This is a genomic window from Flavobacterium sp. (genome assembly GCF_050696275.1).
Classification (GTDB): domain Bacteria; phylum Bacteroidota; class Bacteroidia; order Flavobacteriales; family Flavobacteriaceae; genus Flavobacterium.
Genome location: NZ_JBOGUT010000032.1, coordinates 22,252 through 47,828 on the forward strand (window position 1 = coordinate 22,252; position 25,577 = coordinate 47,828).

The 25,577-nt window shown below is 35.8% G+C and carries 22 protein-coding genes and 2 tRNA genes; 13 read left to right on the forward strand and 11 right to left on the reverse strand.

Features of this window, described 5'->3' with window-relative positions; all coding sequences use genetic code 11:
* Positions 1-11 precede the first annotated feature (11 nt).
* Positions 12-2,381, forward strand: a complete 2,370-nt coding sequence (locus tag ACRDEC_RS14320) for a T9SS type B sorting domain-containing protein (protein ID WP_431499043.1) — start codon at positions 12-14, stop codon at positions 2,379-2,381.
* A gap of 160 nt (positions 2,382-2,541) precedes the next feature.
* Here ACRDEC_RS14320 and typA read toward each other — a convergent pair whose 3' ends face one another.
* Positions 2,542-4,338 carry a translational GTPase TypA gene (gene typA / locus ACRDEC_RS14325; protein ID WP_431499044.1) on the reverse strand — a complete coding sequence of 599 codons (1,797 nt, stop codon included), beginning with the start codon at positions 4,336-4,338 and terminating at the stop codon, positions 2,542-2,544.
* 202 nt (positions 4,339-4,540) lie between these two features.
* Here typA and ACRDEC_RS14330 point away from each other — a divergent pair, with 202 nt between their 5' ends.
* On the forward strand, positions 4,541-5,311 hold the full coding sequence (locus tag ACRDEC_RS14330; RefSeq protein ID WP_431499045.1) for a DUF5995 family protein: 771 nt from the start codon (positions 4,541-4,543) through the stop codon (positions 5,309-5,311).
* A 72-nt stretch (positions 5,312-5,383) separates the two neighbouring features.
* On the opposite strand, the gene rpsT is transcribed toward ACRDEC_RS14330, so the two are convergent.
* The 4 genes from rpsT to proS form a co-directional block, all read right to left on the reverse strand.
* Entirely contained in the window at positions 5,384-5,635 is a 252-nt protein-coding gene (gene rpsT / locus ACRDEC_RS14335) for a 30S ribosomal protein S20 (RefSeq protein ID WP_431499046.1), read from the reverse strand.
* Between the two features lie 156 nt (positions 5,636-5,791).
* Positions 5,792-5,863: transfer RNA gene (locus ACRDEC_RS14340), tRNA-Glu, on the reverse strand.
* A 32-nt stretch (positions 5,864-5,895) separates the two neighbouring features.
* Positions 5,896-5,967 (reverse strand) — tRNA-Glu (locus tag ACRDEC_RS14345).
* A gap of 94 nt (positions 5,968-6,061) precedes the next feature.
* A complete protein-coding gene (proS, locus tag ACRDEC_RS14350) occupies positions 6,062-7,540 on the reverse strand; it encodes a proline--tRNA ligase (RefSeq protein ID WP_431499047.1) in 1,479 nt (492 codons plus the stop codon).
* 102 nt (positions 7,541-7,642) lie between these two features.
* Between proS and ACRDEC_RS14355 the strand changes: the two genes are divergently transcribed.
* The 3 genes from ACRDEC_RS14355 (at position 7,643) to rimO (ending at position 11,866) form a co-directional block, all read left to right on the forward strand.
* Positions 7,643-8,698, forward strand: coding sequence for a hypothetical protein (locus ACRDEC_RS14355; RefSeq protein WP_431499048.1), 1,056 nt, complete (start codon positions 7,643-7,645; stop codon positions 8,696-8,698).
* A gap of 73 nt (positions 8,699-8,771) precedes the next feature.
* The gene (locus tag ACRDEC_RS14360; protein WP_431499049.1) at positions 8,772-10,271 is read left to right on the forward strand and encodes an OmpP1/FadL family transporter; all 1,500 of its coding nucleotides are present in this window, start codon (positions 8,772-8,774) and stop codon (positions 10,269-10,271) included.
* 290 nt (positions 10,272-10,561) lie between these two features.
* Positions 10,562-11,866, forward strand: coding sequence for a 30S ribosomal protein S12 methylthiotransferase RimO (gene rimO / locus ACRDEC_RS14365; protein WP_431499050.1), 1,305 nt, complete (start codon positions 10,562-10,564; stop codon positions 11,864-11,866).
* 79 nt (positions 11,867-11,945) lie between these two features.
* Here the strand turns inward: rimO and ACRDEC_RS14370 are convergent, their stop codons facing one another.
* A complete protein-coding gene (locus ACRDEC_RS14370; RefSeq protein WP_431499051.1) occupies positions 11,946-12,350 on the reverse strand; it encodes a DUF1573 domain-containing protein in 405 nt (134 codons plus the stop codon).
* A gap of 181 nt (positions 12,351-12,531) precedes the next feature.
* On the opposite strand from ACRDEC_RS14370, the gene ACRDEC_RS14375 reads away from it, so the two are divergent.
* The 4 genes from ACRDEC_RS14375 to ACRDEC_RS14390 all read left to right on the forward strand — a co-directional run bounded on the left by ACRDEC_RS14375 (position 12,532) and on the right by ACRDEC_RS14390 (position 15,890).
* A complete protein-coding gene (locus ACRDEC_RS14375; RefSeq protein ID WP_431499052.1) occupies positions 12,532-13,791 on the forward strand; it encodes a sensor histidine kinase in 1,260 nt (419 codons plus the stop codon).
* The gene (locus ACRDEC_RS14380) at positions 13,791-14,480 is read left to right on the forward strand and encodes a response regulator transcription factor (protein ID WP_431499053.1); all 690 of its coding nucleotides are present in this window, start codon (positions 13,791-13,793) and stop codon (positions 14,478-14,480) included. The genes ACRDEC_RS14375 and ACRDEC_RS14380 overlap by 1 nt, the downstream gene beginning before the upstream one ends.
* A gap of 206 nt (positions 14,481-14,686) precedes the next feature.
* Positions 14,687-15,238 carry a YfbU family protein gene (locus tag ACRDEC_RS14385; RefSeq protein WP_431499054.1) on the forward strand — a complete coding sequence of 184 codons (552 nt, stop codon included), beginning with the start codon at positions 14,687-14,689 and terminating at the stop codon, positions 15,236-15,238.
* Positions 15,239-15,350: 112 nt separating this feature from the next.
* On the forward strand, positions 15,351-15,890 hold the full coding sequence (locus ACRDEC_RS14390; RefSeq protein WP_431499055.1) for a hypothetical protein: 540 nt from the start codon (positions 15,351-15,353) through the stop codon (positions 15,888-15,890).
* Positions 15,891-15,892: 2 nt separating this feature from the next.
* Here the strand turns inward: ACRDEC_RS14390 and ACRDEC_RS14395 are convergent, their stop codons facing one another.
* Positions 15,893-18,073 carry a B12-binding domain-containing radical SAM protein gene (locus tag ACRDEC_RS14395; protein WP_431499056.1) on the reverse strand — a complete coding sequence of 727 codons (2,181 nt, stop codon included), beginning with the start codon at positions 18,071-18,073 and terminating at the stop codon, positions 15,893-15,895.
* 32 nt (positions 18,074-18,105) lie between these two features.
* A complete protein-coding gene (locus ACRDEC_RS14400) occupies positions 18,106-18,450 on the reverse strand; it encodes a helix-turn-helix domain-containing protein (RefSeq protein WP_431499057.1) in 345 nt (114 codons plus the stop codon).
* On the opposite strand from ACRDEC_RS14400, the gene ACRDEC_RS14405 reads away from it, so the two are divergent.
* A complete protein-coding gene (locus ACRDEC_RS14405; RefSeq protein WP_431499065.1) occupies positions 18,403-18,549 on the forward strand; it encodes a hypothetical protein in 147 nt (48 codons plus the stop codon). The genes ACRDEC_RS14400 and ACRDEC_RS14405 overlap by 48 nt on opposite strands.
* Before the next feature lie 556 nt (positions 18,550-19,105).
* On the opposite strand, the gene ACRDEC_RS14410 is transcribed toward ACRDEC_RS14405, so the two are convergent.
* From ACRDEC_RS14410 to ACRDEC_RS14420, 3 genes are all read right to left on the reverse strand, one after another.
* Positions 19,106-19,630, reverse strand: a complete 525-nt coding sequence (locus tag ACRDEC_RS14410) for a tetratricopeptide repeat protein (protein WP_431499058.1) — start codon at positions 19,628-19,630, stop codon at positions 19,106-19,108.
* 36 nt (positions 19,631-19,666) lie between these two features.
* On the reverse strand, positions 19,667-20,362 hold the full coding sequence (gene prfH, locus ACRDEC_RS14415; RefSeq protein ID WP_431499059.1) for a peptide chain release factor H: 696 nt from the start codon (positions 20,360-20,362) through the stop codon (positions 19,667-19,669).
* A gap of 190 nt (positions 20,363-20,552) precedes the next feature.
* Positions 20,553-21,944: an RtcB family protein gene (locus ACRDEC_RS14420; RefSeq protein ID WP_431499060.1), complete on the reverse strand. Its 1,392-nt coding sequence runs from the start codon at positions 21,942-21,944 to the stop codon at positions 20,553-20,555.
* A 577-nt stretch (positions 21,945-22,521) separates the two neighbouring features.
* Here ACRDEC_RS14420 and bshC point away from each other — a divergent pair.
* The 3 genes from bshC (at position 22,522) to ACRDEC_RS14435 (ending at position 25,543) form a co-directional block, all read left to right on the forward strand.
* A complete protein-coding gene (bshC, locus tag ACRDEC_RS14425; protein WP_431499061.1) occupies positions 22,522-24,114 on the forward strand; it encodes a bacillithiol biosynthesis cysteine-adding enzyme BshC in 1,593 nt (530 codons plus the stop codon).
* 112 nt (positions 24,115-24,226) lie between these two features.
* Positions 24,227-25,051: a formylglycine-generating enzyme family protein gene (locus ACRDEC_RS14430; protein WP_431499062.1), complete on the forward strand. Its 825-nt coding sequence runs from the start codon at positions 24,227-24,229 to the stop codon at positions 25,049-25,051.
* Positions 25,052-25,123: 72 nt separating this feature from the next.
* Positions 25,124-25,543 carry a nucleoside-diphosphate kinase gene (locus ACRDEC_RS14435; RefSeq protein ID WP_431499063.1) on the forward strand — a complete coding sequence of 140 codons (420 nt, stop codon included), beginning with the start codon at positions 25,124-25,126 and terminating at the stop codon, positions 25,541-25,543.
* The last annotated feature ends 34 nt before the right edge of the window (positions 25,544-25,577 follow it).

Below are 25,577 nucleotides of genomic sequence, written 5' to 3' on the forward strand. Positions count from 1 at the left end.
ACAATAGCTTCATGTCATTTTACAAATCATTATTTTATTTCTCTTTTTTATTCTTTTTTCAGTTTACCTATTCGCAAAACGATTGTACGGATGCGTTAGTTGCCTGCGGAAATGACAGCTATAATAATTTGTCCATAACAGGTGCCGGAATAGACGAGATTTCCAGCCAAAATTCGTGCAGTGGCGGCGAAAATAATACTCTTTGGATTAAAGTCAATATTAAGACTAGTGGTACATTGGGTTTTACACTTACACCCGAAAGCTCCAATTTAGATATCGATTTTGATTTTTATGTTTTTGGTCCTGCAGCTTCCTGCGGTGATTTAGGTACTGCCATTCGCTGTTCTACTACAAATCCCCGTAACGCACACTCCAGCAGCAATATTACAGGAATGAATCAGTCTGAAACAGATGTAAGTGAAGGACCCGGAGCAGATGGAAATAATTTTGTCCGATGGATTGATGTGGTTGCCGGCGAAACGTATTACGTTGTCATCGATCGATTTGAAGGAGAGACAAATTTTTCCATCAACTGGACAGGAACAGCTACTTTCAATCAGCCGCCAAGTTTCAACAATACGGTCACAGGGGCAACATTAAATCTTGAAAATTGTGATGGAGTTCTTGTAGACGACAAGGCTATTTTCAACCTGACTCCGAATGAAGGGCTTGCTATCGGCTCACAACTCAACATTCTGGCTACTTTTCATACTTCTGAAAATGATGCAATTGTTGGTCTGAATCCCATTGCCAATCCAGGCAGTTACGAAAACACTTCAAATCCGCAAACCGTATACCTTAGGTTGCAAAACAGCATTACAGAATGTTTTTCTACTTCAGAATTTACACTTGCCGTCACACCTTTCCAAACACCTGATCCTGTTGATATTGCGGATTGTGATTTAGACAATAACGGGTTCGTGACTTTTAATCTTTTTGCCAACGATACTGGTCTGATTAATGGTAATAGTGATATTGTGGTAACTTACCATCCTACTGAAGATGATGCTATTGTGCTGCCAACTGCATACATTAACCAAACTGCATTCACAAATGAAAGAATATGGGCCAAAATAAGAAATACAGTAACCGGATGTTATGCTTATAAACCGTTTAACATCATTATTAAAAGAATTCCAAATGCAAATCCAGCTACCCTTACACAATGTGATTTTGAAATTTTTCCTGACGGATTAACCACTTTTAATCTGGCTGAAGCCAATAGTGCTCTGACTGCCAATGATCCTAATCTGACTGCCGTATTTTACCTGAATCCAACCGATGCCCAAAATAATACAAATGCATTAGGATCAAGTTATAACAACACTGCTAATCCTCAGGTTTTAACGGTAAAAGTAACAGACAATACCACCAATTGCTACAGTTTTACACAGTTGACTCTGAATGTTAATACAAACCCTACGGTGACAAAAAGCCTCTCAGTTTGTGATGACACTACCGAAGACGGAATCACTACATTTAATTTAGCCAATGCCGGTTTTGAAACTCCGGGAAATACCGTGACCTATTATCTGACTTCGTCTGATGCCTTGTTAGAACAAAATGCGATAACAACAATGCAATTTGGCAATCAGACACTATATGCCCGAATCGAAAACGGTAATGATTGCGTCGGAATAAACATCATCAATCTTAGTGTAAATCCGTTGCCGAATTTTACCATTCAAAACAGCGATATTCTTTGTTTAAACATGCCTGACAGACCTGCTAAAGTAGAAGCAGTAATAAACAATCCTGCTGCTTACTCTTTTCTTTGGACACCAAACGGCGAAACAACAGCTGCTATAAATGCGTTTGCTCCAGGAAATTATTCCGTTACCGTAACAAATAACGCTACACATTGTTTTAAAACAATCTCAACGCAAGTACTTGCTTCCGACATTGCCACGATACTTCCAGCTACTATTGTCGATTTAGAGGATAACAACACAATTACTGTAAATACATCGGGAGTTGGAGATTATCAGTACAGTCTGGATGATGCTTCCGGCCCTTTCCAAGACAGCAATGTATTCGCTAATGTTTCCGCTGGAGTGCATATTATTTATGTAAAGGATAAAAAAGGATGCGGCACCTCAGAAAAGCAGGTTTATATTTTAGGAGCTCCGAAGTTTTTCACACCAAATGGCGATGGAATTCATGATTCCTGGAATATAAAAGGGCTAAATGCCGTATCGGATGCAAGAACGGTGATTTATATTTTCAATCGCTTCGGAAAACTACTTAAGCAAATTTCTCCTTCAGGCAGAGGATGGGATGGTACTTTTGGCGGAACATTACTGCCTGCAGATGATTATTGGTATACTGTCCAATTTGAAAACGGCAGAAGTGCCAAAGGTAATTTTACTTTAAAAAGATAAATAACAGCTATATTCAAAATTAAGCCCGGCAACAGCTGGGCTTTTTATTGGCTTTTCTAATTTGAAATCAGCAAAAACGCTCCGTACTTTAGCAAATACTTCCTATAAAAAAACCACCAACTTTCGCTGATGGTTTCTTTTAATATAAATTAACTCAGATTTAGACTTTAAATCTTTTTCTGTCGTTTTCAGTCAAATAGATTTTTCTTAAACGGATAGATCTTGGCGTAACCTCAACATACTCATCTTTTTGAATGTATTCTAAAGCTTCTTCAAGAGAGAAAATGATCGGAGGAATAATTCTAGCTTTTTCATCATTTCCAGACGAACGAACGTTAGACTGTTTTTTCTCTTTCGTTACGTTTACACACATATCATCTCCACGAGAGTTTTCTCCAATTACTTGACCTTCATAGATTTCAGTATTTGGCTCAACAAAGAATTTACCACGATCTTGCAATTTATCGATAGAATAAGGAATTGCTTTTCCTTTTTCCATAGAGATTAATGAACCTTTGTTACGTCCAGCAATTTCTCCTTTGTAAGGCTCATATCCTATAAAACGGTGTGCCATAATAGCCTCACCAGCTGTTGCAGTCAATAATTGGTTACGCAATCCAATAATTCCACGTGATGGAATATTAAATTTAACAATCATACGTTCCCCTTTAGTTTCCATACTCAACATTTCTCCTTTACGCATGGTAACAAACTCTACCGCTCTTCCAGAAAGCGTTTCTGGCAAATCGATTGTTAATTCCTCAATAGGTTCACATTTTTGACCATCAATTTCTTTAATGATAACCTGTGGCTGACCAATTTGCAATTCATACCCTTCTCTTCTCATTGTTTCAATAAGAACAGATAAGTGCAATACTCCACGACCAAAAACCATAAATTTATCAGCAGAATCAGTTTCACCCATTCTCATGGCTAAGTTTTTCTCTAATTCTTTTGTAAGTCTTTCTCTAATGTGGCGAGAAGTTACGAATTTACCTTCTTTACCAAAGAAAGGTGAATCGTTAATCGTAAACAACATACTCATTGTTGGCTCATCAATTGCAATTGAAGCTAAACCTTCTGGGTTTTCAAAATCACCAATAGTATCACCAATTTCAAAACCTTCAACACCAACAATAGCACAAATGTCTCCAGCAATTACTTCTGTTACTTTTTTACGTCCAAGACCTTCAAAAGTATGTAATTCTTTAATTCTAGATTTAGTTACTGTACCATCTCTTTTTACCAAAGAAATTGGCATTCCTTCTTTCAAAACACCTCTTTCCAAACGACCGATAGCGATACGTCCTGTAAACGCTGAGAAATCTAAAGATGTAATCAACATTTGAGGAGTTCCTTCTGATACTTTAGGAGCTGGTACATTATCAACAACCATATCTAATAATGCTTCAACATTATCAGTTACGTTTTCCCAATGATCAGACATCCAGTTATTTTTAGCAGAACCATAAACTGTTGGAAAGTCCAACTGCCATTCTTCTGCACCTAATTCAAACATTAAGTCGAATACTTTTTCATGTACATCTTCCGGAGTACAGTTTTCTTTATCTACTTTATTAATTACAACGCAAGGCTTCAATCCTAAGTCGATTGCTTTCTGCAATACGAAACGAGTTTGAGGCATTGGTCCTTCAAAAGCATCAACAAGCAAACAAACACCATCAGCCATGTTCAATACACGTTCTACTTCTCCACCGAAATCGGCGTGACCAGGAGTATCGATAATATTAATCTTAGTTCCTTTGTAAGAAACCGAAACGTTCTTAGAAGTAATTGTAATTCCTCTCTCACGCTCAAGGTCGTTGTTGTCTAAGATTAAGTCACCTGTGTTTTCGTTATCACGAAATAATTGACAGTGATACATGATTTTATCAACCAAGGTAGTCTTACCGTGATCGACGTGAGCAATAATTGCAATGTTTCTAATAGATTCCATGTGTATTTTTTTGTGGGTGCAAAAGTACATAAAAAAATACATTAATCATAGCATTGTTTTATCTCTTTAATTTCCAAAGAGATAACTTAACATTTTAGACATCCTATCGCAACAGAAATCAATATTTCTTTTTATTTCCAAAAGACAAAAACAATAAGAAATTATTGCTATTTTTATCAAAAAACATACGAATTCACTTACGATGGAATGTAAAACGATAGACGAAGTAATTATTACACTTGACCAAATTGTAGAAGACTGCAAAGTAAACAACTGTTCACTGGGTTTCTTTGCTGTTTTATATCGAAAAGTCACCCTGAGTGTAAAAGAAGGCATTCACTACAATCGTTTTGAAGACAACGTCAGAATGGAAAAATTAGATGTGTTTTTTGCCAACAGGTATTGCAAAGCATATTTTGATTATAAAAACAATAAAACCATTTCGAAAAGCTGGAAAGTAGCCTTCGATGCCAAAGAGAAAGAGCATCATATTGTTCTCCAGCATCTTTTACTCGGAATTAATGCGCATATTAATCTTGACTTAGGAATTGCCACCATCAATACTATTGGCGATTTTCCTTTGGATGGTATCAAAAACGACTTCAATCACATCAATGATGTATTGTCCGACCTCACAGAAGAAGCTAAAAGAAATATGGGAAGTATCTCACCTGTTTTTAGAGTGTTGATGCCGCTAGCCAAACAATGGGATGACAAACTGATTCAATTCAGTATAGCAACAGCCCGAAAGGGAGCGTGGGATTTTGCAGGTCAACTGAACAGTGACAAAAACAATGATCAAAAAATCATCACCGAAAGAGACTATGCCATCTGGAAGCTGGGAATCGCGCTGATAAGCCCAGTCAGAACATTACAATGGATTTTGAATACCATTCGTTTTTTTGAATCAAAATCAGTAAAATTGAAAATTGAAATCCTGGAAAACAAAATCCAGGCCGTTCAAAAGCAATAATCTCAAAGTTAAAAGCACAAAAAAAGCCCCTAAAAAAGGAGCTTTTCTTATAAATTTTGAACGCTAATAATATTATAGAGCAGAAACGAATCTAGTTAATTTAGATTTTAAGTTTGATGCCTTATTATCGTGAATGATGTTTTTCTTAGCTAATTTATCAATCATTGAGATAACGTTTGATAATTTTGCAGAAGCCTCAGATTTCACAGTTGCCATTCTTAATGCTTTGATAGCGTTACGAGTAGTTTTGTGTTGGTATCTGTTTAACACTCTTTTCTTTTCGTTGCTTCTAATTCTTTTTAAAGCTGACTTATGATTTGCCATTTTACTTGATTTTTTTAATTGTAATAATTATTTATAAACTATCAGTTAAAAAAGAAAAACCTCCCACAATCTTTAAACGATCACTTTGGTTTTAACTAATAAAATAAAAATCGAGACACCAACCTTTATTTTATAAAACTTATTTACAACTAATTGTAGCCCGTAGGGGAATCGAACCCCTCTTACCAGGATGAAAACCTGGCGTCCTAACCGATAGACGAACGGGCCTTAGACTGTTTGTAACCTCAATAATTCAATAGTAGCCCGTAGGGGAATCGAACCCCTCTTACCAGGATGAAAACCTGGCGTCCTAACCGATAGACGAACGGGCCATTACATTATTTTTGTAATGCGAGTGCAAAAATACAACTATTTTTTATTTTCGCAATAGCTAGATAACATTTTTTGAATTATTTTTAAATTTATTTAGTACGCTTTAGCAAAAAGAACCCTTCCGATAGATGGCTTACCAGTAAATACACAGCTTCCCACCTCTTCCTTTCTATCTAAAGCAATACAACGAATTGTTGCCTTTGTAAGCTCCTTAATTTTCTCTTCGGTTTCTGCGGTTCCGTCCCAATGTGCGGCAACAAAACCACCTTTCTCTTCAAGAACTTTATTAAATTCCTCAAAATTAGAAACTTCAGTAATATGAGTATCTCTATATTCCAAAGCTTTGGCAAATAAATCGTTTTGAATTTGCTCTAAAAGATCATAAACATAATTTGCAATTCCATCAGCAGATTTTGCCTCTTTTGTCAATGTATCACGACGTGCTACTTCAAAAGTTCCGTTTTCTAAATCTTTAGGACCAATAGCAATTCGAACCGGAACTCCTTTCAATTCCCATTCTGCAAATTTAAATCCTGGCTTTTGAGTTGTTCTGTCATCGTACTTAACAGAAATTCTCATTTTTTTGAATTGCGCTGTCAAATCATTCGCTACAGCCGAAATCTTTTCAAACTCTTCATCGGTTTTAAAAATAGGCACAATAACCACTTGAATTGGCGCTAAATTTGGAGGTAAAACCAAACCGTTATCATCAGAGTGCGTCATAACCAAGGCGCCCATCAAACGTGTTGAAACACCCCAGGATGTTCCCCAAACATGCTCTTGCTTTCCTTCCTGATTAGCAAACTTTACATCAAATGCCTTAGCAAAATTCTGACCTAAAAAATGAGATGTCCCAGCCTGAAGCGCTTTTCCATCTTGCATTAAAGCTTCAATACAGTAGGTTTCTTCTGCACCGGCAAAACGTTCTGTTTCGGTTTTTAACCCTTTTATAACTGGAATTGCCATAAAGTTTTCAGCGAATTCAGCATATACGTTCATCATTTTTTCAGATTCTTCAATTGCTTCTGCTTTAGTTGCATGCGCGGTATGCCCTTCCTGCCATAAAAATTCGGCTGTACGTAAAAACAAACGTGTACGCATTTCCCAACGAACCACATTTGCCCATTGGTTAATTAACAAAGGTAAATCTCTGTAAGACTGCACCCAGTTTTTATAAGTACTCCATATAATAGCCTCACTGGTAGGACGGACAATTAACTCTTCCTCCAGCTTAGCATTTGGATCAACCATTAGTTTTCCTGGTTTGTCAGGATCGTTTTTTAATCTGTAATGAGTCACGATAGCGCATTCTTTAGCAAAACCTTCAGCATTTTTTTCCTCAGCCTCAAACATGCTTTTCGGAACAAATAATGGGAAATAAGCATTGCTATGCCCTGTCTCTTTAAACATTCTATCCAATTCCGCCTGCATTTTTTCCCAAATGGCATATCCATAAGGTTTAATTACCATACAACCTCTAACTCCCGAATTTTCAGCTAAATCCGCTTTAACCACCAGCTCGTTATACCATTTTGAATAATCTTCTAAACGTTTTGTTAAGTTCTTGCTCATATTGAAAAGTTTGGCACAAATATTGTACCTTTATAATAATAATAAAATAGTTTGACAAAACTAACTATTTTTGTATTGTCCAACAATAAAAAACTCAACGATATGAAAACTTATAACTTTTCTACAGGAAATATACTCCTAAAGTCCATTGTTGGATTATTAGGATTAGTTTCTGTGTCATGTGGAACTTATCAGAATAAATCCTATTACGACAATGATGGGATTTACGGTGCTCAAAAACAAGAAACAGGAGAAGTCTCTTCCGATGCAAAAAACAACACTGTTTCGGAAACCAATCAAAAATACAAAGAGTACTTTGGTTCAAATGCTTACAATTACAGCGAGGACCAATCTGAATCTTTTACAGATGTAGAAAACTATTCAAGCGACAATAATCAAACCCAAAACGAAGAATCCGATACCAATTACGGAGGCTGGGGAACCAACAATGAAAATATTACCATAAATGTTTATGATAACAGTTGGGGATGGAGCGGTTACAACTCCGGTTATTGGGGTAACTATTGGGGTTACAGACCTTGGAACAGCGGGATTTATATAGGTTGGAACTCATGGAATAATGGCTGGTGTAATCCTTATTGGGGCTATTCCGGTTATTACGGACCAAATTGGGGATGGTATAATCCTTATTATTATGGAGGATATTACAGCTATAACAACCACTGGAACAATGGTTACTATTATGGAAATGATTATGTTTATAATAGAGGAAGAAGAGGTTCTGCTTACAATGGAAACAGATATTCGAACCAAAACAACTCTTCGACTAATTATACTCCAAGACGAAGAGGTTCTTCTTTATCGCCTAGAAGTAATGATGAATTTCAAAATCCAAGAACAACACAACCGCCTAGAAGAAGAGATGTAAGACCTGAAACGTCTTCAGGAAATACTATTTACAATACACCAAGACCTAGACCGAACTCAGAATCTGTGCCAAGACCAAGAATAAGAACAGAATCGGTTCCAAGAACCAGAACGGAATCAAGTCCGCCAAGATTGAGTCCTGAAAACAATACTCCAAGACCACCAAGATCAGAAAGTTCTTCACCTCGCAGTTCTTATGAATCACCAAGATCATCAGGCTCAAGTAGCGGTTCATTTGGAGGAGGAGGCCGAGGAGGCAGAAGAGGATAAAAAATACTATTTGAAACCTATGCAATTCAGCCCATGTTTTGCATAGGTTTTTTTTGACTTAAAATTAACACATATGAAAAAATACATCTCTTTTTTTTCGCTTGCACTTTGTATTTCAGGAGTTCAAGCCCAAGAAATCTCTGATGCTTTAAGGTACGCACAGGATAATCTCACCGGAACAGCCCGTTTTAGGGCCATGAGCGGTGCTTTTGGAGCGCTCGGAGGCGATTTGTCTGCTGTAAGTATAAATCCTGCCGGTTCTGCAGTTTTTGCCAACAATCAAATAGCGATAACCGTAAGTAACTTCAACACTAAAAATAATTCAAATTATTTCGGAACAAAAACTTCCGAAAACAATAATTCCTTTGATTTAAATCAAGTCGGGGGTGTTTTGACTTTTGTAAGCCCTAATGAAAAAAGTGATTGGAAAAAATTCTCTTTGGCAGTAAATTATGAGAATTTAAACAACTTCGATAACGATCTGTTTTCAGCAGGAAGAAATCCATTAAATTCAGGAACAAACTATTTTGTAAATTATGCAAACGGAGTTAAATTAGGAATCATTGAAGGATATGATTATGCTGAATTAAACTATGGCGAACAACAAGCTTCCCTGGCCTATTATGCCTTTTTAATTAACCCGGACGATAGTGCAAATCCTAACAATACATTGTACTACCCTAATATTGTAGCTACTGGAAATTACCATCAGGAAAATGAAATTTCAAGCACCGGATACAATGGAAAACTCTCATTTAATGCTGCGAGTCAGTATAAAGACTTTTTGTTTTTGGGTATTAACTTAAATGCTCATTTTTCTGATTACAGAAGATCTACCAGTTTTTATGAAGATTATGCCGGAGCAACAAATGCAAATGCTACACAAGGCGTACAACGATTCCGATATAATAATAACTTATATACGTATGGTTCAGGATTTTCATTTCAATTAGGAGCCATTGTTAAACCTACAAAAGAAATAAGAATAGGTCTTGCTTATGAATCACCAACCTGGATGACGCTTAACGAAGAACTTTCGCAAAATCTGGTTACCGTTTGTGCAGACTGTCCTGACCCATCGTATAACGAAGATCCTGGTGTTATAAATGTGTACGAACCTTATAAAATAAGTACTCCAAGCAAATGGACTTTAAGTTTAGCTTCTGTTTTTGGCAAAGCAGGATTAATAAGTATTGATGTCAGCACTAAAGATTACAGTAATACTAAATTTAAGCCACAAAGCGATTTCAGCATACTAAATAGAGCTATGGCAACAACTTTAACACGTGCCTATGACTTTAGAATCGGTGCCGAACATAAAATCAAACAATGGAGTTTGAGAGCAGGATACCGTAACGAAGGAAGTCCATACGATGATAAAAATTACATGAGTGATTTAAAAGGCTATTCCGGAGGTGTTGGGTATAATTTCGGTTCAACCAAATTAGACTTAGCATATTCAACATCAAAACGCAGTTATGGTGAACAGTTTTTATCTCAAGGCATGACCGACAGAGCAAAAATTGAAACTAAAAATAATAATATCACGCTTACTTTAGCTTTTGAATTGTAATATTCCGAACGCTCAATTTAGATTTTGTTCTACTTTTATTATTATCATTCAGTAGAAAAAATAAAAAAGATTATTTAAGAGTCATTTCCTTCCGAAGTGACTCTTTTTTAATCCCTATTATTCTGATTTAACCTCAACAGAATCATACTTCTTATCCGAAAAAAACATCTTTTCATACCCGATAACAACAACAAAACAGAAGTCATAGCATGACAATTTTTTAAAAAAATCCCAAACGATGGTGCTTCTAAGTATAAAAAGCGTAATTTTGCACTCCAATTTTCAACTGTATGAGAACCAAATCGTTAAAGAAAAATAAAATCAACGTAATAACCCTTGGCTGTTCCAAAAACACTTACGATAGTGAGGTTTTGATGGGACAACTAAAAGCCAGCGGGAAAGATGTTGTACACGAGCAAGAAGGCAATATTGTAGTCATAAACACCTGTGGTTTTATTGATAATGCAAAAGCAGAATCAGTAAATACTATTCTTGAATATGCAGACAAAAAAGAAAAAGGCATTGTAGATAAAGTATTTGTTACAGGATGTTTATCAGAGCGTTACCGTCCTGATTTGGAAAAAGAAATCCCAAATGTTGACCAGTATTTCGGTACTACCGAATTGCCTCTTTTGTTAAAAGCTTTGGGTGCTGATTACAAACATGAATTATTGGGTGAGCGTTTAACAACAACACCGAAAAATTACGCTTATTTAAAAATCGCAGAAGGTTGTGACCGTCCGTGCAGTTTCTGTGCTATTCCTTTAATGCGAGGAAAACACGTTTCACAATCTATAGAAAAATTAGTTAAAGAAGCAGAAGGTCTGGCTAAAAATGGCGTAAAAGAATTAATTCTGATTGCTCAGGATTTAACCTACTACGGATTAGATCTATACAAAAAACGTAATTTGGCCGAATTGCTTGAAAATTTGGTTAAAGTTGAAGGTATCGAATGGATTCGTTTACACTATGCTTTCCCAACCGGCTTTCCAATGGATGTGCTGGAATTGATGAAGAAAGAACCTAAAATCTGTAATTATATCGACATTCCGTTACAGCATATTTCAGACAATATTCTGAAATCAATGCGCAGAGGAACTACAAAAGAAAAGACAACTAAATTACTGAAAGAATTCCGGGAAGTAGTTCCGGGAATGACAATCAGAACTACATTAATTGTAGGTTATCCAGGTGAAACTCAGGAAGATTTCGAAATCATGAGAGATTGGGTACAGGAAATGAAATTTGAGCGTTTGGGATGTTTTGCCTATTCTCATGAAGAAAATACACATGCCTTTTCATTGGAAGATGATGTTCCAAATGAAGTGAAACAAGCACGTGCTGCAGAAATCATGGATTTACAGTCGCAAATTTCGTGGGATTTGAATCAGGAAAAAATAGGACAGACTTTTAAATGTATTATTGACCGAAAAGAAGGTCAGTATTTTATCGGAAGAACAGAATTTGACAGTCCTGACGTAGACAATGAAGTATTAATTGACGCCTCAAAATTCTATTTAAAAACAGGTGACTTTACCAATGTAAAAATCATTGATGCCACTGAGTTTGACCTTTACGGTGAGCCTGCAGTTTAGCATTCAATAATGAAACAAATAAAAAAACTCCAAAACAAATAATCGTTTTGGAGTTTTTAGTTTAACCAACCCTTATTAATTATATTACTGTTCCTTTGAAAGACAATACTTTTGATGCTTCTTCAGCATTAGTGGTTACAGTTACTGTTTTAGTAAAAGGACCTTTCGCCGCTGCATTATAAGTTGCAGCAATCTTTGCGGTTTCTCCTGGCTGAATCGGAGTTTTAGTATAATCTGTTGCTGTACATCCGCAAGAAGCTTTAACATTCGTAATAATTACTGCTGCTTTTCCTGTATTTTTGAATTCAAATTCGATTGTCTTAGGTTTATTCTGTGGAATCTCACCCAAATCAATTTGTTCTGTTTTCCATGAAACTGGAGAAGTACCGGTTTCGGTTTTAACTGCATCGGTTTTAGTTGGAGCAACAGTAAATGACATTAATGCTAAAGTCAGAGCCAACATTGTAATTTTAATAGTTTTCATACTTTCTGTTTTTAAATTTTGATGAATAGTTTATTTAGTTTGTCAAATTTGAACTATCCAAAAGTAATCCGTAAAATCAAAGCCTCTTGTTAATCGATTTCAAACGTTTGTTAACGAGTTGTTAATACAATAAATAAAGCTGAATTTTGATTAATATTACACTTTATAAAATCGATGTTTCTTGAAAATTAATAAACTTAATACCATTATAGTCCTGGGACTGATTGCCATTATAGGTATTCTGGTGGCGCAGTTGCTCTGGACGAAACAAGCTTTCACACTCGAAGAAAAAAAATTCAGCCAAAAAGCGCATATTGCCTTGCTTGAGGTTGCTAAAAAACTATATGAAGGTGTAAACAATGAATTACCTTCTGAAAATCCGGTACAGAAAATCTCCAATGACTATTATATTGTCAATGTAAATAATGATTTTGAGCCTGATATTCTGGAATTTTATTTAAAATCCGAATTCGAAAAAATCAATATCACAACCGATTTCGAATACGCCATGTACAATTGTCAGAGCGACGAAATGGTTTATGGCAATTATGTCTCACTTTCGGATAAATCCAAAACAAAACAATCGGTTTATTTTCCTAAGCATAAAAACCTGGTCTATTATTTTGCAATTCGATTTCCAAATGAAACCAGCTATTTATTCAGCTCCTTGAAATTCTGGTTTGTACTTTCGTTTGCACTTATTGTTATTTTACTGGTTTACGTCTACTCTATTTTTACACTTCTTCAGCAAAAAAAATACTCCGAGCTGCAACGTGATTTCATCAATAATATGACACACGAATTTAAAACTCCGCTTTCATCAATACTAATTGCTTCTAATTATTTAATAAAACAAGAGCAGATAAAATCAGATGAAAAACTGGAGAAATATACTGAGATTATCATCAACCAAAGTAACAAACTAAACAGCCACATTGAGAAAATATTAAATATTGCTAAGTCAGACAATTCACCATTACATTTAGACAGGCAACCTACTATGGTTGTCCCAATCATAAAGTCAGTGATTGAAAACATTCAATTAAAATACCCTGATATTACAGTCCATATACATACTAAGGACAACAATTGCAGTATTGAAGCCGATGAATTTCATTTTACCAACCTGATATACAATCTGCTTGACAATTCAGTAAAATATTGTGATGGCAAACCAGAGATTACCATTCGGTTAAGCAAAGAAAATCAGCAGCTTAAGATTGAATTTACAGATAATGGCATTGGTATTTCACGTAAGGATATTTCTTTTATATTTGATAAGTTTTATAGAATTCCGAGCACCAAAAGCAATGAAGTAAACGGTTTTGGACTTGGTTTGTATTATGTAAAAAAAATATGCAACTTGCATCATTGGAAAATAAATGCAAAAAATAATTCAGAGAAAGGTATCACTATTACACTTTTAATTCCCCAAAAATAATGCAGCTCCATAAAATCCTTTATGCCGAAGATGATGAAACATTAGCTTTCCTAACCAAAGATAATTTGGAACAAAACAGGTATGAAGTGACCCATTGCGGTCTTGGCGATGTATGTTTGGAGGCATTCAAAAAAGAACATTTTGATATTTGCATTCTAGATATTATGCTTCCAAAGATGGACGGATTTGAATTGGCCACAGAAATAAGGAAAATCAATGCTGACATTCCTATTATCTTCCTGTCTGCCAAAACCTTAAAAGAAGATCGTATTAAAGGATTGCGTTTGGGTGCTGATGATTATCTTGTTAAGCCTTTCAGTATCGAAGAACTGCTTTTGAAAATCGAAATCTTCCTGAAGCGTTCGCAAAAAAACCATAGTACTGAAAAATCAATTTATACTATTGGAAAATATTTCTTCGACAGTAAAAATTATGTTGTTTTTAATGATTCAGAGAAAATAAACCTGACTCAAAGGGAATCTGATTTACTGAAATTATTCCTTGACAATAAAAATACGGTACTGAAAAGAGAGCAGATTTTGACCTCACTTTGGGGTAATGATGACTACTTCATGGGACGCAGTTTAGATGTCTTTATTTCAAGATTAAGGAAAATTCTTACGGATGAAAAAGGGATATCAATTGAAAATCTACATGGAATAGGATTCAAGCTTTCAGTTGTTGAGTAATATTCTTACAAATTTCACAAAAAATATTTTTTTGGGATGATTTTTAACAATAAATGAGGTAAAACCGTAACTCCCGCCTCATTTATCGTAGTACTATTGTATAACAAATTTAACGGATTTTATTTCAGGTTGACTATACCACAGTTAAAATGATAGATTAAAATTCTTATAACTTGAACCATTGTTATAACCAAAAAAGAAAGAGTATGATTCCAGAGACTTTATCAGTTGTTGAAAGACAAATTTTAGCCAATCAATTTCGAATCCTTTCTAAAATTGGAAATGATGCTCAAAATTATGAGACTAAAATAGAAATCTTAGAAAACGGATATACTGAACAGTATTATGAAGTTTTCGATTTAAATACCGAAGAAATCCCGTTAGAAATTTGTGAAGAAACGACTCAGATTTTGTTAATGTACAGACGAATTGAAGATACAATTCAAACATTAACAGATAAAGAGAAGAAAGAATTTGATTTGGAAAAAATCAAGTTCGAAGGTTTTGATTCCAAAAAAGATCCACATTATCACTATATGTTGTTCATGATTGACAATATGAATATGTGGCCTGAATATAAAGGATTATACGTGAACTCTCATTGTGAGTATCAGTTGTCTAAATACAGAAGAATGTTAGAATACCAAACTTTTCTTTTAGACAATGATCAGTACGATTTAAATAAAGAAAATCTTGAGCATCTGATTGATGTAGTTGTTAACCCAAGGAACAAAAGAGCAATACAGTTAGTGAGATAAAAATACGGCTTTTAAAAACAAAAACAACTATCAATGCTTATCAATCCCTGCAAATTAATTGCAGGGATTTTTTTTATATATTTGACATCCATGTAATCTATAAGCAGAAAGAATGAGCGATTTTTTAAGAAAAATAAAACTGTTAGACAACATCACCATAGAATTAGACAGTACTAAAAATGATTTTATAAGAGGTTTTCAAAAAAACGTTGATGAATCTGATTTGAATCTTATTGATTCTTTTTTTGAAGCGCTCACTTTCAGTAAAAACGAATACAAAGGAACTGTAGACAATTCCGTATTTAAGTTAAGAAGACGCCGTAAAATTTTTGACAACAGTCGGAGTTTTGCCGTTGCAGAAGGAACAATGAAAGAAAAAGAAGGTAAGCTTGTATTGGAAACGGACATAAAAGGCTTTCATTCTTCGATGAAGTTTTTCTATGTTTTCCTGTTTGTGATTTACCTCGTCTTTCTTACCACAATTATATTGACTTTTCTTTTCAATGAGGAAGCAGAAGCTCCTCTCTTTATCTTTCCCATCTTTTTCATCCATGCTTTACTAATGCTGGGTATTCCTTATTTCATAATGCGAAGAAGTGTTTCCAGAATGAAATACGAATTGGAAAGGGATTTCCATTTTTGGACAAAATAATGTTATAATACGAGCAGTCCAAAATCTCTTAATGTGTTAACAGGTTTGGAATACCAAAACAATTCGAAGTCATCCAGTCCGGAATTTTCATAATCGGATTTTACTTCGGTGAATGTATATTTCTTATCGTTAACAGCAGCTACTTTGGGAAGAACTGCCTGTAACCATTCGCCTTTTTCTTTTTCGGTGGTGATTTCAAACATTTCACGTTTGTCATGAAACGTCATTTTCATCATTTCCCAGGAGTTTCCTTTTTTGCTTTTGGTAAAGGTTTCAGAAAATGGTTTTCCGCCTATCCAGACTATCTTAGCACTAGGTTTTACATTAAAATTTACTTCTTTCTCTAAGGCATTATAGATAAAATCTGATGGTACAGACGTTCTTGGTATTTTAAAATCGAACCAATCCTGTAACGGGTAATCAAAACAGATGCCGTGCATGTAATTGAAAAGGGATTTTTTCAGGCCAAAGCTGAATTTATCGTGATTGATTCCGGTCTTGTCTGTAAATTGGATGTCATTATTTGCGAAAGTGATATCATTCATTTCAGGGATTACACCAAATTCCGACGGATACATTCCGACGGGGCTATGTGCTGTCATGGCAAACTGATGCCAGAAACCGGATTGCAATGTTCCAACTTCGAATAACTGTCTTACCATTTCGAGACTGTCAACGGTTTCCTGTATCGTTTGTGTAGGATAACCATACATTAAATAGGCATGCACCATAACTCCGGCTTCGGTAAAATTTCGGGTTACTTGTGCCACCTGTTCAACTGTTACTCCTTTTTTGATGAGTTCCAGAAGTCTGTCAGAAGCCACTTCGAGACCGCCTGAAACGGCAATACAACCAGACGCTTTCAATAATACGCATAAATCAGCGGTAAAACTTTTTTCGAAACGAATGTTTGTCCACCATGTAACGGTCAGATTCCTGCGAAGGATTTCAAGAGCCACTTCCCGCATTAGAGCTGGTGGTGCTGCTTCATCTACAAAATGAAATCCATTATGGTTGGTTTGTGCGATAAGTTCTTGCATCCTGTCGACCAAAGTTTTGGCCAAAACAGGTTCGTAAATTTTTATATAATCGAGTGAAATATCACAGAATGTACATTTTCCCCAATAACAGCCGTGTGCCATTGTAAGCTTATTCCATCTGCCGTCACTCCAGAGACTGTGCATCGGATTAGCTATTTCTATGATTGAAATATAGCTGTCCAATTTCAGGTCCGAATAATCCGGAGTACCCACTTCGCTTTGCTTGTAATCGTGACGGAGTGTATTATTTTTATAGACTACTGCCCCATTTTCCAAAAGAAATGTCCTTTTGAATTCGATGTGTGCAGGGTTATGAATATGGGTAACGAGCAATTCGACAGGAAGTTCGCCGTCATCGAGCGTAATGAAATCGAAGAACTCGAAGACCCGAATATCTTTTAAATCCCTTAATTCTGTATTTGGAAAACCACCTCCCATAGAAACTTTAATTTCCGGAAAATGCTTTTTGATAAATTGTGCACAACGAAACGAGCTGTATAAATTTCCAGGAAACGGGACAGAGAAACAAAGCAGTTTCGGGTTTATGAGGCGAATTTTTTCTTCTAAAACAGACAAAGTGATCTTATCGATATACGTAGGGTCAGTTTGCAGGAAATTATAAAGTTCATCGAATGAATTGGCGCTTCTTCCGAGGCGTTCCGCGTAACGGCTGAAACCAAAGTTCTCATCGATACATTCGACAATAAAATCAGACAAATCTTCTAGATAAAGTGTCGCGAAATGTTTGGCTTTATCCTGCATTCCCATCGTTCCGAAAGCCCAATCCATGTCATCCAGCTGTGCAAAACGGGAAGCTTCGGGCAGGAAACCATCCAAACAAATCTGACGGGCCAAGGTTGGGTTTTTTCCCTGAAGAAAAGCAATAACCGAATCAATTGTTTTGATGTACTCGTGCTGTAAAGCGCTAATACGCTGGGCATTTGGAGACAGTTCCGTTACATTTTCCGCTGCGAAACCGAAAATTTCCTCCAGGCCTTTTTTGCAAAACAGTTGTAATATCACATCCATTCCTAAGTCCATTTGAACAGACGGAATTCCTTTGGTAGTTAGAAAACCTTTCAGGTAAGCTGTTGCCGGATACGGCGTATTGAGCTGAGTAAAAGGCGGAGTGATAAGGAGCATGTGACTTATTTGAATACGATTGAAGGGCAAAATTACTCCATATTTTTAATGATGTCATGTATTTGCTGAATTTTATCGAGGGGAAGCGTATTTATTTTCCCCAACACTTCATTTGTAATCTCTGTTTTGGTTAGTGTATGCAGTGCATGGCTCTCTGGAAGCGGGGCATTGGCTTGGGGGCGAAAGTCTAAAATATCGTTTGGGGTACAGTTGAAATCCCGGCAGAATCTTTCCATTCTTTCGGTATTGATTTGACCTACCTGATTGTTGGCTATCCGAGTAGCATAACCAGGGGAATACCCTAGGGAAGTAAGATAGGAAAAGGGACGATGGATGCCTTTGATCTTGAAGATGCGGGTGAAATTGAAGTACAACATAATGCTAATTTTGGTTTTGATTTTTTAAATAATGAAACTATTTCTGAGGGATATAGCAATGATAATACTATTTTTTATAAGAATTATCTTATTATTTAAAAATAATGCGCTTTAAAATAAAAAATAGTCACTCGTAATTAAAAAGAAGGCTCTTGCACTTAGAAAAGATTCGCACGTAATTAGAAAAGATAGCCTTCTAATTGAAACGGAATATCATCTAAGTAGAAATGATTCGCTTGTAATTAGAAAAGATAGCCTTCTAATTGAAACAGAATATCATCTAAATAGAAATGATTCGCTTGTAATTAGAAAAGATAGCCTTCTAATTGAAACAAACTATCATCTAAATAGAAATGATTCGCTTGTAATTAGAAAAAATAGCCTTCTAATTGAAACAAACTATCATCTAAATAGAAATGATTCGCTTGTAATTGGAAAAAGTATTCTTCTAATTGAAACAAACTATCATCTAAATAGAAATGATTCGCTTGTAATTGGAAAAGATAGCCTTCTAATTGAAACAAACTATCATTTAAATAAAAATAATTCGCTTGTAATTGGAAAAAGTATTCTTATAAATGAAACAAATAGCCTTTAAATTAAAAAAGATATTCACGAAAATAAAAAGAGGACGCCAACAGCATCCTCTTTTGTTTTACTTCTTTTTCTTTTTCTTCTTATCCAAATTTTTACCTTTAGTTTCTTTACCTCTTTTCTCCTTCAATCGCTTTTCGGATTCATCGATGATGTAATTAAACTCTGAATTTAAAACTGTCAATCTGGTTTCTTTTAAAACTTTTAAAGCTTTTTTGAACTTTTGACGGCTTTCAAAAAGCATGGATTTCCTGATTAAGATTTCTGCTTTATTGATTCCTTTAATGGTAAGGGCAAAATCAATCAGTTTCTTCGCTTCCTCATAATCTTCATTCAGTAATAATGTATGAATGTAAAAAGGATATACCTCGAATGCGTGAATGTTGATGGAGATTGCTTGTTGGAAATATGCTTTGGCTTCTTCGTATTTAAAAAGTTGTTCTGCCTGAACACGGCCGTATAAACACAAGGCCATCGTATTTTTATCATCGTAAGACAAGGTGTAATCCAGCGATTCGATGGTTTCTTCCAAAGAATACGGGTAATTATCCAGTGCTTGAAAAAGATATTTATCTACTGTTTTCATAAATTTGTTGGTTTGGAAAGTGTAAAATCATATTATTTAAGAAGAATCCCTATCGAAATAATCTTCTCTTTTTAATCTTTGTCTTTCCTGTTTGTAATTTTTAATTTGTTTTTGTTTTTTGAAATCGGAACCCTGAAAAACCCGCACGGGATTGCCTCGTTGGATTTGTAGCTGATTCATCCACTGTGCCTGAAATGCTGTTTTGAACTGCTTTACCGTTTCTTCTTTGAACTTTTGAAGCAACCTTTCGGTGGCCAGCTTTTTGTTCTGATGCTGCGAACGCGAATCCATAGACACCACACTGATTCCTGTGGGAACATGTGTTGCTCTGATGGCCGAACTCACTTTATTGACGTGCTGTCCTCCTGCTCCGGAACTTCTCATGGCCTGATATTGTATATCGTTTTCTGAAATCTGAGTTGATTTTGCCTTATCGATTTCAAAAATGCCTATAAACCAATTTTTGCGTTTGTGGAATTTCCGGAACTGGCTCTGCCCTATCCATTGGATTGTTCCTATCCATGAGTTGATGAATCCGCTCATATCATTGCTTTCCAATAAAATTGTTGCCGTTTCTACGGTGCCGTTTTCGATTCCTGTTTCCCGTTGCAGCAGCGTTGTTTTGATTTTATGATCCGCTGCTTCTTCGAGAAAAACTTTTAAAACCTGAGCCACCACCCAGCTGCATTCAGCTGGGCCGCGACCGGATGTTATTTGAATTATTTTTTCCATTTTATTATTTTTTTGATGGATTTAATCTGATGTTTTTTAACTTCATATGTTGCAAAATCAAATCCTGTTTGTAGCCCCGATTGCAGCAAGTATCCTTTTTTTCCTCCTTTTTCGGAGGTAAAAAAGATACTGCGGAAAGCGGGACCAGACGTGAAATAAAAGCAAATTCCTGTGCTCCTAAAAACCATAATTATCGATCCATTCTGACTATTTTTGGTGTAAACGTACCCAGTACATCTACCAATTCTGTCTGGTTGGCCATGACTTTATTGATGTCTTTGTAGGCCATGGGCGCTTCGTCTATATTGCCGCCAATTAACGCCACGTCATTTGCTTTTAAGACCTTATTGATCTCGCTTTGCGTGAATGATTCCTTGCATTTTCGGCGGGAAAACAACCTGCCGGCACCATGAGATGCTGAGTTTAGGCTTTCTGTATTGCCTTTGCCCATCACGATAAATCCGGGAGCGGTCATAGATCCGGGAATAATTCCCAGTTCGCCGGCATTTGCTGGTGTTGCTCCTTTGCGATGCACGATGGCTTCTTTGCCGTTTACGATTTCTTTCCATGCAAAATTGTGATGGTTTTCGATATTGACCACAATTCTTTTGCCGATGGCCTTTGCGATGCGGCGGTGGATATCATCATGACAGGCTTTTGCATAATCTCCCGCGAGGTTCATCGCCAGCCAGTATTCTTGTCCGTCGTGCGTATTCAGATCAAGCCAGGCCAAATGCTGGACATTTTTAGGCAACGGACATTGCTTTGTTGCCAGGTACGTATAGTGTTTGGCAATATTTGCACCAAGTCCTCTGGAACCGCTGTGAGACAGAACCGCAAAATAATCGCCGGCTCCTATTTTCCATTCCGGGAGCGGATTGGTGATTTTTGCAATGCCGAATTCGACAAAATGATTGCCTCCTCCGGATGTTCCCAATTGCTTGTACGCTTTACCTAAAAGGCTTTTCAAAAGGGGTATGTCCTGAAACCCGCTATGACTGAATACTTCATGATCTGCCTTTATAGCGTGTGTTTCGTACATTCCGAACTTGGTGTGGTCTTTTAAGATGGCTTGCAGCTGATGGTCTTTCCCTTTAAGGAAGGACGCTGGCAGATCAAAAATTGACAAACTCATCCTGCAGCCGATATCGACCCCTACTCCGTAAGGAATCACGGCATTGTCTGTGGCAAGTACGCCGCCTATTGGCAATCCGTAACCTGTGTGTGCATCAGGCATCAAAGCTCCGGCAACGGAAATAGGCAGTTTTAGTGCATCATACAGCTGAAACTTAGCTTGTTCGTCTATTTCGTTTTCCCCAAATATGGAGAATGGTGCTCTTGTATTATTGAGCTGATGCATTCTTACTTGTACCGGATTAATCAGGCCTTCGGCTACTTTGCCCCAGGTTCCGTGACCGGCAAATTTTTCAGGGGTCAGTAAAACTTCTTTGGCTTCGGTCAGTATGCTTTCTTTTTTTTCTCTTTTTCTGTACCTGTTTATTTGCCCTAGAGCGATATTGATACTGTTATTTTTTGGAAAGCCCAGTTTAATCAGGTCCTTTCCGGATAATTTATTTCCCATTGTTTTTTAATATTGATTTTTTTTACAAAACCAATAGTGCTGCTGCTTATTCCGGAAAAGAAAACCTTGCTATTCTGTTATTTTGAATAAAGTAAGGATTGTCCGTTTCAGCCATTAGCAGGCATACCGATTTTGCTAACCATTTTATCCGTGACGGATAAATCGCTTTCGTGTTTTTCGGGAATTTTTTGAAGAGTCTAGAATAAAAAAAAGCCCGAAAGTTAATTTCCTTCGGGCTTGTTCATATCTTTAAATTTGAATTGCTATGATTGAGAAAAGCCGCGAAGATACATGCCAACAGAATCTGATCCTGATGCGATGTTTTGAGAGGTAAGATTGAATACAAACATTGTCTTCGCTGTTAATTGTTATTACTTATTTTTTCCGGAACAAATTTTGTAATTTATTTCCTTAATAACCAAATTTAAAATGAATTATTTTTAAAAATAATTTTCAATTAATTTAAAATCAACATGTTAAAACATAAAAAGCTATTGAAATCATAAGCAATTGTTAAACTCATTTTTCAGTCTATATTTTCCTTAAATTTACATCTTCCAAAATTAAATCTCAAACTATGCCAACTGACTGTATCAGCTATCAAAAATCAGGTTATTTTTCAAAATTAATTGTAGATTATTTAAACGAAAAGCCAGAACTGAAGCAGTTTTACAGTCATTTTCCAACTATTGAAAACTTCGGAAAACAACTGGAAGAAAAAGGAAACAATTTCAACAGTAATGGAAATAGGGATGCTTTAGTTTTTGCTTTGCAAAATCAGTATGAAGGTTACATCACTTCAGAGTTGACCCAGCAAAATATTTCCTCGCTGTCAGACCGGAAAACTTTCACGATAACTACAGGTCATCAATTGAATTTATTTACCGGACCGCTGTACTTTTTGTATAAAATCGTTTCGGTTATCAATCTGACGAAAGAGTTAAAAGTGGCTTACCCTGATTACCATTTTGTTCCTGTATATTGGATGGCAACGGAAGATCATGATTTTGAAGAGATCAATCATTTTACCTTTAAAGGAAAAAAAATCTGCTGGAATGCAGAAAGTACCGGTCCTGTAGGAAGATTGTCTACGGAAGGGCTGGCGAAAATTTTCGAGGTATTTGAACTGGAGTTAGGTGCGGGAAATAATGCTAACAGTATTAAAAAACTATTTCAGGAAAGCTATTTGAATCATACAAATTTAGCAGGTGCCACCCGTTTTTTAGCCAATACTCTTTTTAAAGAAGAAGGCTTGGTAATTATTGATGGAGATGACAGCCTGTTAAAAAAGATGTTTGTTCCTTTTGCGGAGCAGGAATTACTGCATCAGAAATCCTTTGAAAAAGTTACTGAAACCGTTACACAGTTACACGGTTATGACATTCAGGTAAATCCTCGTGAAATTAATCTTTTTTATATTGAAGATACTATAAGAGAACGCATTATTTTCGAAAACGGAAGGTACAGAGTTAACAATACAGAAATTGATTTTTCACAAGATGGGATTCTTGATGAACTGGAGTCTTTCCCTGAAAAATTCAGCCCAAATGTAATTTTAAGACCTTTGTATCAAGAAGTTATTCTCCCGAATTTATGTTACATTGGCGGAGGTGGTGAAATTGCTTATTGGCTGGAGCTGAAGTCAATGTTTGATTTCTACCAAATTACGTTTCCTTCTCTATTACTTAGAAATTCTGTTTTATTAGTTAATGAAAAACAGGCAGAAAAGGCAGATAAGCTGCATTTAAGCTGGAATAATTTATTTTTGAAGCAAACAGACCTTGTCAATCTAAAAACTGCTGAAATCTCAAAATTCAATCTAGATTTCTCCGAACAGAAGGCCTTTTTACATCAGCAATTCGAAAAATTAAACGAAATCGCAACTCAAACCGACAAATCATTTACCGGCGCTGTAAAAGCACAGGAAAAAAAACAGTTGAAAGGCTTGGAAAATCTGGAAAAAAAATTGCTAAAGGCCGAAAAGAAAAAATACCAGGAAGAACTTCTGAGAATTACAGCATTACAGGATGAATTCTTTCCAAACCATAGTTTACAGGAACGTCAGCTTAACTTTTCAGAATTTTATCTTGAAATCGGTAATCTGTTAATTGCGAAATTATTAGAACAATTACAGCCTCTTTCCAAAGATTTTTCGATTATAAAAACTTAAAAAACTTCATTAACCGCATCATTTTAGGCTTATCAATAACGAAATAAGTTGTATTTGTTAAATATATTTATATTTTTGCCAACAAAATTTATAATTAAATCATAATAATTAAATGGCAAAAAAATACTTTTTAACAGGAATATCCCTATTTACACTACTTATATCGTCTTTTACAACTAATGGACCAATATTGGAAATGGTACATGTTGATGGAGGCACTTTTATGATGGGTTCAAAAGACGACAGCAAACTTGCAGAAATCGACGAACAAAAACAGCACGAAGTAAAAGTTGCCAGTTTTGAAATAAACAAACTGGAAGTTACTGTTTGGGAATGGAAGGAATATTGCAAAAAAACAAAAAAGAAATTGCCTGCAAAACCTGTTTGGGGCTGGCATGACAATTATCCAATTACCAATGTTACTTGGTTTGAAGCCGCTAACTACTGTAATTGGCTGAGTAAACAAGACGGCTTAAAACCAGCTTACAGTGTTGCAGGTCCGAATTATGTATGTGATTTTACAGCTAATGGCTACAGGCTTCCAACCGAAGCTGAATGGGAGTTTGCAGCAAAAGGCGGAATTAAATCAAAAGGAAACATTTTTGCAGGATCGAATGATTCTAATGAAGTAGCATGGTTTATTAAAAACAGTAATAAAAGCCCACATTCAGTAGGAACAAAACTGCCTAACGAACTTGGAATATATGATATGAACGGAAACGTTTGGGAATGGTGCTGGGATTGGTACAATAAAGAATATTACAAAACTGAGGACGGAAACAATCCAAAAGGACCTTTAAGAGGTGAAAAGAAATCGGTTCGTGGAGGATCTTGGGACAGTCAGGAAAATTATTTGAGAACGGCAAACAGAATCAGTACTTTACCTGAAAAAACAAATGAATTTTACGGATTTAGATTAGCTAAAACGATCAAATAAAATATATTCAAAAAGTAGTCTTGAAATGTTATAAAAAAGCTTATTTTTGCACCCAAATTTAAAAAAATAAAAATGGCAACTAATAGAACATTTACAATGATTAAGCCAGATGGTGTTGAAAACGGACACATCGGTGGAATATTAAACATGATTACTGAAGCTGGTTTCAAAATTGTATCAATGAAATTGACTCAATTAACTGTAGCTGATGCTCAAAAATTTTATGAAGTACACGCTGCCAGACCATTTTATGGAGAATTAGTAGAGTTTATGTCAAGAGGACCAATTGTTGCGGCAATTTTAGAAAAAGAAAATGCAATTGAAGATTTCAGAACTTTGATTGGAGCTACAAACCCAGCTGATGCAGCTGAAGGTACAATCCGTAAAAAATATGCAAAATCTATTGGAGAAAATGCTGTACACGGTTCTGACAGTGATGAGAATGCTGCTATTGAGTCAGCTTTCCATTTTGCAGGAAGAGAGCAGTTCTAATATTCAATCAGAATAAAAAATAAAAATCCCGATG

What these genes read in the sequence shown, in the direction of transcription:
- ACRDEC_RS14400 (WP_431499057.1), bottom strand. Translation starts at nt 18,450, where the DNA reads ATGTTGTACTTCAATTTCACCCGCATCTTCAAGATCAAAGGCATCCAT.
- prfH (WP_431499059.1), bottom strand. Translation starts at nt 20,362, where the DNA reads ATGGAAAAAATAATTCAAATAACATCCGGTCGCGGCCCAGCTGAATGC.
- typA (WP_431499044.1), bottom strand. Translation starts at nt 4,338, where the DNA reads ATGGAATCTATTAGAAACATTGCAATTATTGCTCACGTCGATCACGGT.
- ACRDEC_RS14435 (WP_431499063.1), top strand. Translation starts at nt 25,124, where the DNA reads ATGGCAACTAATAGAACATTTACAATGATTAAGCCAGATGGTGTTGAA.
- ACRDEC_RS14395 (WP_431499056.1), bottom strand. Translation starts at nt 18,073, where the DNA reads ATGCTCCTTATCACTCCGCCTTTTACTCAGCTCAATACGCCGTATCCG.
- ACRDEC_RS14410 (WP_431499058.1), bottom strand. Translation starts at nt 19,630, where the DNA reads ATGAAAACAGTAGATAAATATCTTTTTCAAGCACTGGATAATTACCCG.
- ACRDEC_RS14370 (WP_431499051.1), bottom strand. Translation starts at nt 12,350, where the DNA reads ATGAAAACTATTAAAATTACAATGTTGGCTCTGACTTTAGCATTAATG.
- ACRDEC_RS14405 (WP_431499065.1), top strand. Translation starts at nt 18,403, where the DNA reads ATGGATGCCTTTGATCTTGAAGATGCGGGTGAAATTGAAGTACAACAT.
- ACRDEC_RS14430 (WP_431499062.1), top strand. Translation starts at nt 24,227, where the DNA reads ATGGCAAAAAAATACTTTTTAACAGGAATATCCCTATTTACACTACTT.
- ACRDEC_RS14355 (WP_431499048.1), top strand. Translation starts at nt 7,643, where the DNA reads ATGAAAACTTATAACTTTTCTACAGGAAATATACTCCTAAAGTCCATT.
- ACRDEC_RS14385 (WP_431499054.1), top strand. Translation starts at nt 14,687, where the DNA reads ATGATTCCAGAGACTTTATCAGTTGTTGAAAGACAAATTTTAGCCAAT.
- bshC (WP_431499061.1), top strand. Translation starts at nt 22,522, where the DNA reads ATGCCAACTGACTGTATCAGCTATCAAAAATCAGGTTATTTTTCAAAA.
- ACRDEC_RS14360 (WP_431499049.1), top strand. Translation starts at nt 8,772, where the DNA reads ATGAAAAAATACATCTCTTTTTTTTCGCTTGCACTTTGTATTTCAGGA.
- ACRDEC_RS14390 (WP_431499055.1), top strand. Translation starts at nt 15,351, where the DNA reads ATGAGCGATTTTTTAAGAAAAATAAAACTGTTAGACAACATCACCATA.
- proS (WP_431499047.1), bottom strand. Translation starts at nt 7,540, where the DNA reads ATGAGCAAGAACTTAACAAAACGTTTAGAAGATTATTCAAAATGGTAT.
- ACRDEC_RS14330 (WP_431499045.1), top strand. Translation starts at nt 4,541, where the DNA reads ATGGAATGTAAAACGATAGACGAAGTAATTATTACACTTGACCAAATT.
- ACRDEC_RS14380 (WP_431499053.1), top strand. Translation starts at nt 13,791, where the DNA reads ATGCAGCTCCATAAAATCCTTTATGCCGAAGATGATGAAACATTAGCT.
- rimO (WP_431499050.1), top strand. Translation starts at nt 10,562, where the DNA reads ATGAGAACCAAATCGTTAAAGAAAAATAAAATCAACGTAATAACCCTT.
- ACRDEC_RS14320 (WP_431499043.1), top strand. Translation starts at nt 12, where the DNA reads ATGTCATTTTACAAATCATTATTTTATTTCTCTTTTTTATTCTTTTTT.
- rpsT (WP_431499046.1), bottom strand. Translation starts at nt 5,635, where the DNA reads ATGGCAAATCATAAGTCAGCTTTAAAAAGAATTAGAAGCAACGAAAAG.
- ACRDEC_RS14420 (WP_431499060.1), bottom strand. Translation starts at nt 21,944, where the DNA reads ATGGGAAATAAATTATCCGGAAAGGACCTGATTAAACTGGGCTTTCCA.